The sequence below is a fragment of the Streptomyces sp. NPDC060205 genome, assembly GCF_042728395.1.
Taxonomy (GTDB): Bacteria; Actinomycetota; Actinomycetes; order Streptomycetales; family Streptomycetaceae; genus Streptomyces.
In genome coordinates, this window is record NZ_JBHWZP010000529.1 from 1 (window position 1) to 4,277 (window position 4,277).

Annotated in this window: 3 protein-coding genes; 1 reads left to right on the plus strand and 2 read right to left on the minus strand. The window is 72.4% G+C overall.

Annotation, left to right across the window (positions count from 1 at the left end; genetic code table 11):
* Window positions 1–97 precede the first annotated feature (97 nt).
* Window positions 98–931 (minus strand): class I SAM-dependent methyltransferase, encoded by an 834-nt coding sequence (locus tag ACFWGJ_RS42405; protein WP_387334304.1) that lies wholly within the window; start codon window positions 929–931, stop codon window positions 98–100.
* Window positions 932–1,027: 96 nt separating this feature from the next.
* Window positions 1,028–2,518, minus strand: a complete 1,491-nt coding sequence (locus tag ACFWGJ_RS42410; RefSeq protein ID WP_387334305.1) for a bifunctional phosphatase PAP2/diacylglycerol kinase family protein — start codon at window positions 2,516–2,518, stop codon at window positions 1,028–1,030.
* Window positions 2,519–2,599: 81 nt separating this feature from the next.
* On the opposite strand from ACFWGJ_RS42410, the gene ACFWGJ_RS42415 reads away from it, so the two are divergent.
* Window positions 2,600–4,219 (plus strand): ABC-F family ATP-binding cassette domain-containing protein, encoded by a 1,620-nt coding sequence (locus ACFWGJ_RS42415; RefSeq protein WP_387334306.1) that lies wholly within the window; start codon window positions 2,600–2,602, stop codon window positions 4,217–4,219.
* Window positions 4,220–4,277 lie beyond the last annotated feature (58 nt).

Here is a 4,277-nt window from a genome sequence, read left to right on the forward strand (position 1 = left end):
CCCCTAAGGGGCAAAAGCAGGGGCGCAGCCCCGTTTTTGAGGGGCGCGGGGAACTGCGCGAGCCACCCCCACCGGCCCGCAGACGCAACTCAACGGGTCAAGCCACCCCCTTGCGGGACAGCAACTCACCGTGGAGGACCGCGAACCACGCGTCCTCCCGCGAGCCCCACGCCCGCCACGCGGAAGCGATCCCCTCCAGCCGCCCCACGTCCGCATGACCCCCCTCCACCGCGAGCGCCGCATACGCGGAGGCCACCGTGCGGTCCGCCCACAGCCCGCTCCACCACGCCCGCTCCTCCGCCGTCGAGTAGCACCACGTCCCCGCCGAGGCCGTGATCTCCTTCGCGCGGAAGCCGGCCGCCAGCGCCCACGACTTCAGGCGCCGCCCCGCATCCGGCTCACCCCCGTTCGCGCGCGCCACCCGCCGGTACAGGTCGAGCCAGTCGTCCAGGCCCGGCGACAGCGGATACCAGGTCATCGCCGCGTAGTCGGAGTCCCGGACGGCGATGAGACCGCCCGGCTTCGTGACCCGGTACATCTCCCGCAGCGCCTGCACGGGATCGCCCACGTGCTGCAGCACCTGGTGGGCGTGCACGACACAGAAGCTGTCGTCCGGATACTCCAGCGCGTGGACGTCCGCGACGGCGAAGTCGACGTTCTCCAGGCCCCGTTCGGCGGCCGTGGCACGCGCCCGGTCCAGGATGCCGGGCGCGTGGTCGACCCCGGTGACCTGCCCGTCCGGGACCAGTTCGGCGAGGTCGGCGGTGATGGTGCCAGGTCCGCAGCCGATGTCCAGGATCCGCATGTGCGGCTTGAGCGAGCCGAGGAGGTAGGCCGCCGAGTTGGCGGCCGTACGCCAGGTGTGCGAGCGCAGCACGGACTCGTGGTGGCCGTGCGTGTACACGGCGGTCTCTTTCGGCACCTTCGGCATGGCGGCATCCGTTCACTCGGTACGGGAGTACCCGGAACGCTACGTCGCCATGTCGAAGTGTGAGACCCCCGTCTTGCGATACGGACTGACGGCTGGTCAGCGCGGGCCGCTCGGACGGTAGACCGTCAGCGCCTCCGGAAGCTTCTGGATCGTTACATCGCCTTCTACCGGCCTGACTTCACCGTCGAAGGCCAGCAGTGTGCCCGGTTCGACGCCCTGCACGCGGAGGCCGCCGACGCGGAGCGCCGCGTGCACGGGGGACCGGGTCAGCGGTCCGGCCACGGCCGCGGCCAGCAGGCGTACCGCCGGGAAACGGCCGCCGTGCACGACCCGTACGTCGAGGAGACCGTCCGCGAGGTCGTAACGGCGGGCCGGGATCGGCCCCATCCGGTGGTAGGTGCCGTTGCCGGCGAACAGCAGCCACAGCGGCCGTTCCTTGCCGTCGAAATCGGTCCGCAGCGGGTGCCGGCCCGCGCGCACGACACGCAGGGTCGCCACCACCCCGGCCGGCCAGCCGCCGATCCGCTTGGACCAGTGGTCCCGCTCGCGCACCAACTCCGCGTAGACGCCCAGACTGCAGTTGTTGAGGAAGTAGCCCTCCTGGTCACCGGCGGCGTACCGGCCCACGTCCACCCGTACGGCGTCGCCCTCCGTCAGGGCGCGGCTCAGGCCCCGTACGTCCTCCACGCCCAGGTCCTTGGAGAAGTGGTTGAGCGTGCCGCCCGGCAGTACGGCGAGCGGCAGGCCGTGGCGCAGGGCGACCGTGGCGGCGGCGTTGATCGAACCGTCGCCGCCGCACACCCCCAGCACCTCGGCGCGGGCCGCGGCCTTCTCCAACTCGGCCCGCAGATACTCCGGTTCGCACTCCACGACCTCGGCGAGAGGCAGGGCGTCCGCGATGGCGCGCATCCGGTCCGCGGTGCCCGCCGAGGTGTTGACCACGAGCACCAGACCCTCCCCGTCCTGAAGGGCCGGCACATCCGCCCGCGGACGCCCGGGGGGCGGCAACTGGTCGCGCGTCGGCACCAGGGCGCGGGCGACGAAGGCGGAACCCACTCCGAACGCCGCGCCGGCGAGCACGTCGCTCGGGAAGTGAGCGCCCGTGTAGATACGGGACAGGGCCACCGCGGCGGCCACCGGGGCCACCACCGCGCCGAGCGGCCGGGACTCCAGGGCGACGCCCGTCGCGAAGGCCGCCGCCGACGCGGAGTGCCCCGAGGGGAAGGACGTGGTGATCGGCTGCCGCTTCAGCTGCCGCATCACCGGCACGGCGTCGAGGCGGGGGCGCGGACGGCGCACCGAGCGCTTGCCCACCGTGTTGATCGTGGCCGACGCCAGGGCCAGCGAGGCGATCCCGCGCACGGCCGCGCGGCGCGCACGCGGCGAGCGGGTCGCCGCGAGGGCCGCCGCCGCGCCGAACCACAGCACCCCGTGGTTCGCGCTGCGGCTCAGCCTCGGCAGCAGCGGGTCGGCGCCCGGCCAGTGCCGGGTCGCGACCGCCTCGAACAGGCGGTGGTCGAAGGCCATCAGCCGGTCCAGCAGGGCATGGCCGGCTCCGGCGGCGGTGAGGTCTACTTCAGCGGTCATGCTCCATCGTCTACCCCACCGGGCCTTCGGCGCGCATATCGGTTTGCCCCGCCGCCCGTCCGCCCCGGACAATGCGCGACCATGGGACATCTCGAAGCCGCGCACCTGGAGTACTACCTTCCCGACGGGAGGGCGCTGCTCGGCGACGTCTCCTTCCGGGTGGGCGAAGGGGCCGCGGTGGCGCTCGTGGGGCCCAACGGCGCCGGCAAGACGACACTGCTGCGGCTGATCTCCGGCGAGCTGAAGCCGCACGGCGGCACGGTCACGGTGAGCGGCGGACTCGGCGTGATGCGCCAGTTCGTGGGCTCCGTACGGGACGAGTCGACCGTGCGCGACCTGCTCGTTTCGGTGTCCCAGCCCCGGATCCGCGAGGCCGCGCAGGCCGTGGACCGCGCCGAGCACGGCATCATGACGGTCGACGACGAGGCCGCGCAGATGCAGTACGCGCAGGCACTCTCCGACTGGGCCGAGGCCCAGGGGTACGAGGCCGAGACGCTCTGGGACATCTGCACCACGGCCGCGCTCGGCGTCCCGTACGACAAGGCGCAGTTCCGCGAGGTACGGACCCTGTCGGGCGGCGAGCAGAAACGGCTCGTCCTTGAGGCGCTGCTGCGCGGCTCCGACGAGGTGCTGCTCCTCGACGAGCCGGACAACTACCTAGACGTCCCCGGCAAGCGCTGGCTGGAGGAGAAGCTGCGGGAGACCCGGAAGACGGTCCTGTTCGTCTCCCACGACCGGGAACTGCTCGCCCGCTCCGCCGAGAAGATCGTCAGCGTGGAGCCGGGACCGGCCGGCGCCGACGCCTGGGTGCACGGCGGCGGCTTCGCCACGTACCACGAGGCCCGCCGGGAGCGCTTCGCGCGCTTCGAGGAGCTGCGGCGGCGCTGGGACGAGAAGCACGCCCAGCTGAAGAAGCTCGTACTGAACCTGCGCCAGGCCGCCTCCATCAGCCATGAGCTGGCCTCGCGCTACCAGGCCGCGCAGACCAGGCTGCGCAAGTTCGAGGAGGCGGGCCCGCCGCCGGAGCCGCCGCGCGAGCAGGACATCACGATGCGCCTGCACGGCGGACGCACCGGTGTACGGGCCGTGACCTGCAAGGGGCTCGAACTGACCGGGCTGATGAAACCCTTCGACCTGGAGGTCTTCTACGGCGAACGGGTCGCGGTCCTCGGCTCGAACGGCTCGGGCAAGTCGCACTTCCTGCGGCTGCTGGCGGGCGGCGACGTGGCGCACACGGGGGAGTGGAAGCTGGGCGCGCGGGTCGTGGCCGGCCACTTCGCCCAGACCCACGCGCATCCCGAGCTGCAGGGGCGTGCCCTGCTCGACATCCTGTGGAGCGAGCATGCCCAGGACCGGGGCGCGGCGATGTCGCGGCTGCGGCGGTACGAGCTGACGGCGCAGGCGGAGCAGCGGTTCGACCGGTTGTCCGGCGGGCAGCAGGCCCGCTTCCAGATCCTCCTGCTCGAACTGGAGGGGTCCACGGCCCTGCTCCTCGACGAGCCGACGGACAACCTCGACCTGGAGTCGGCGGAGGCGCTGCAGGAAGGGCTTGAGGCCTACCAGGGGACGGTGCTGGCCGTCACCCACGACCGGTGGTTCGCTCGCGCGTTCGACCGGTATCTGGTGTTCGGCAGCGACGGTCGCGTCCGCGAGACGACGGAACCGGTGTGGGACGAACGCCGGGTCGAGCGGTCGCGCTAGCGCTTCGCACCCCTAAAAGCCCTAAAAGATTGCGCAGTTCCCCGCGCCCCTGAAAAGG

Coding starts and splice junctions, on each gene's coding strand:
- ACFWGJ_RS42410 (WP_387334305.1), bottom strand. CDS start 2,518: ATGACCGCTGAAGTAGACCTCACCGCCGCCGGAGCCGGCCATGCCCTG.
- ACFWGJ_RS42415 (WP_387334306.1), top strand. CDS start 2,600: ATGGGACATCTCGAAGCCGCGCACCTGGAGTACTACCTTCCCGACGGG.
- ACFWGJ_RS42405 (WP_387334304.1), bottom strand. CDS start 931: ATGCCGAAGGTGCCGAAAGAGACCGCCGTGTACACGCACGGCCACCAC.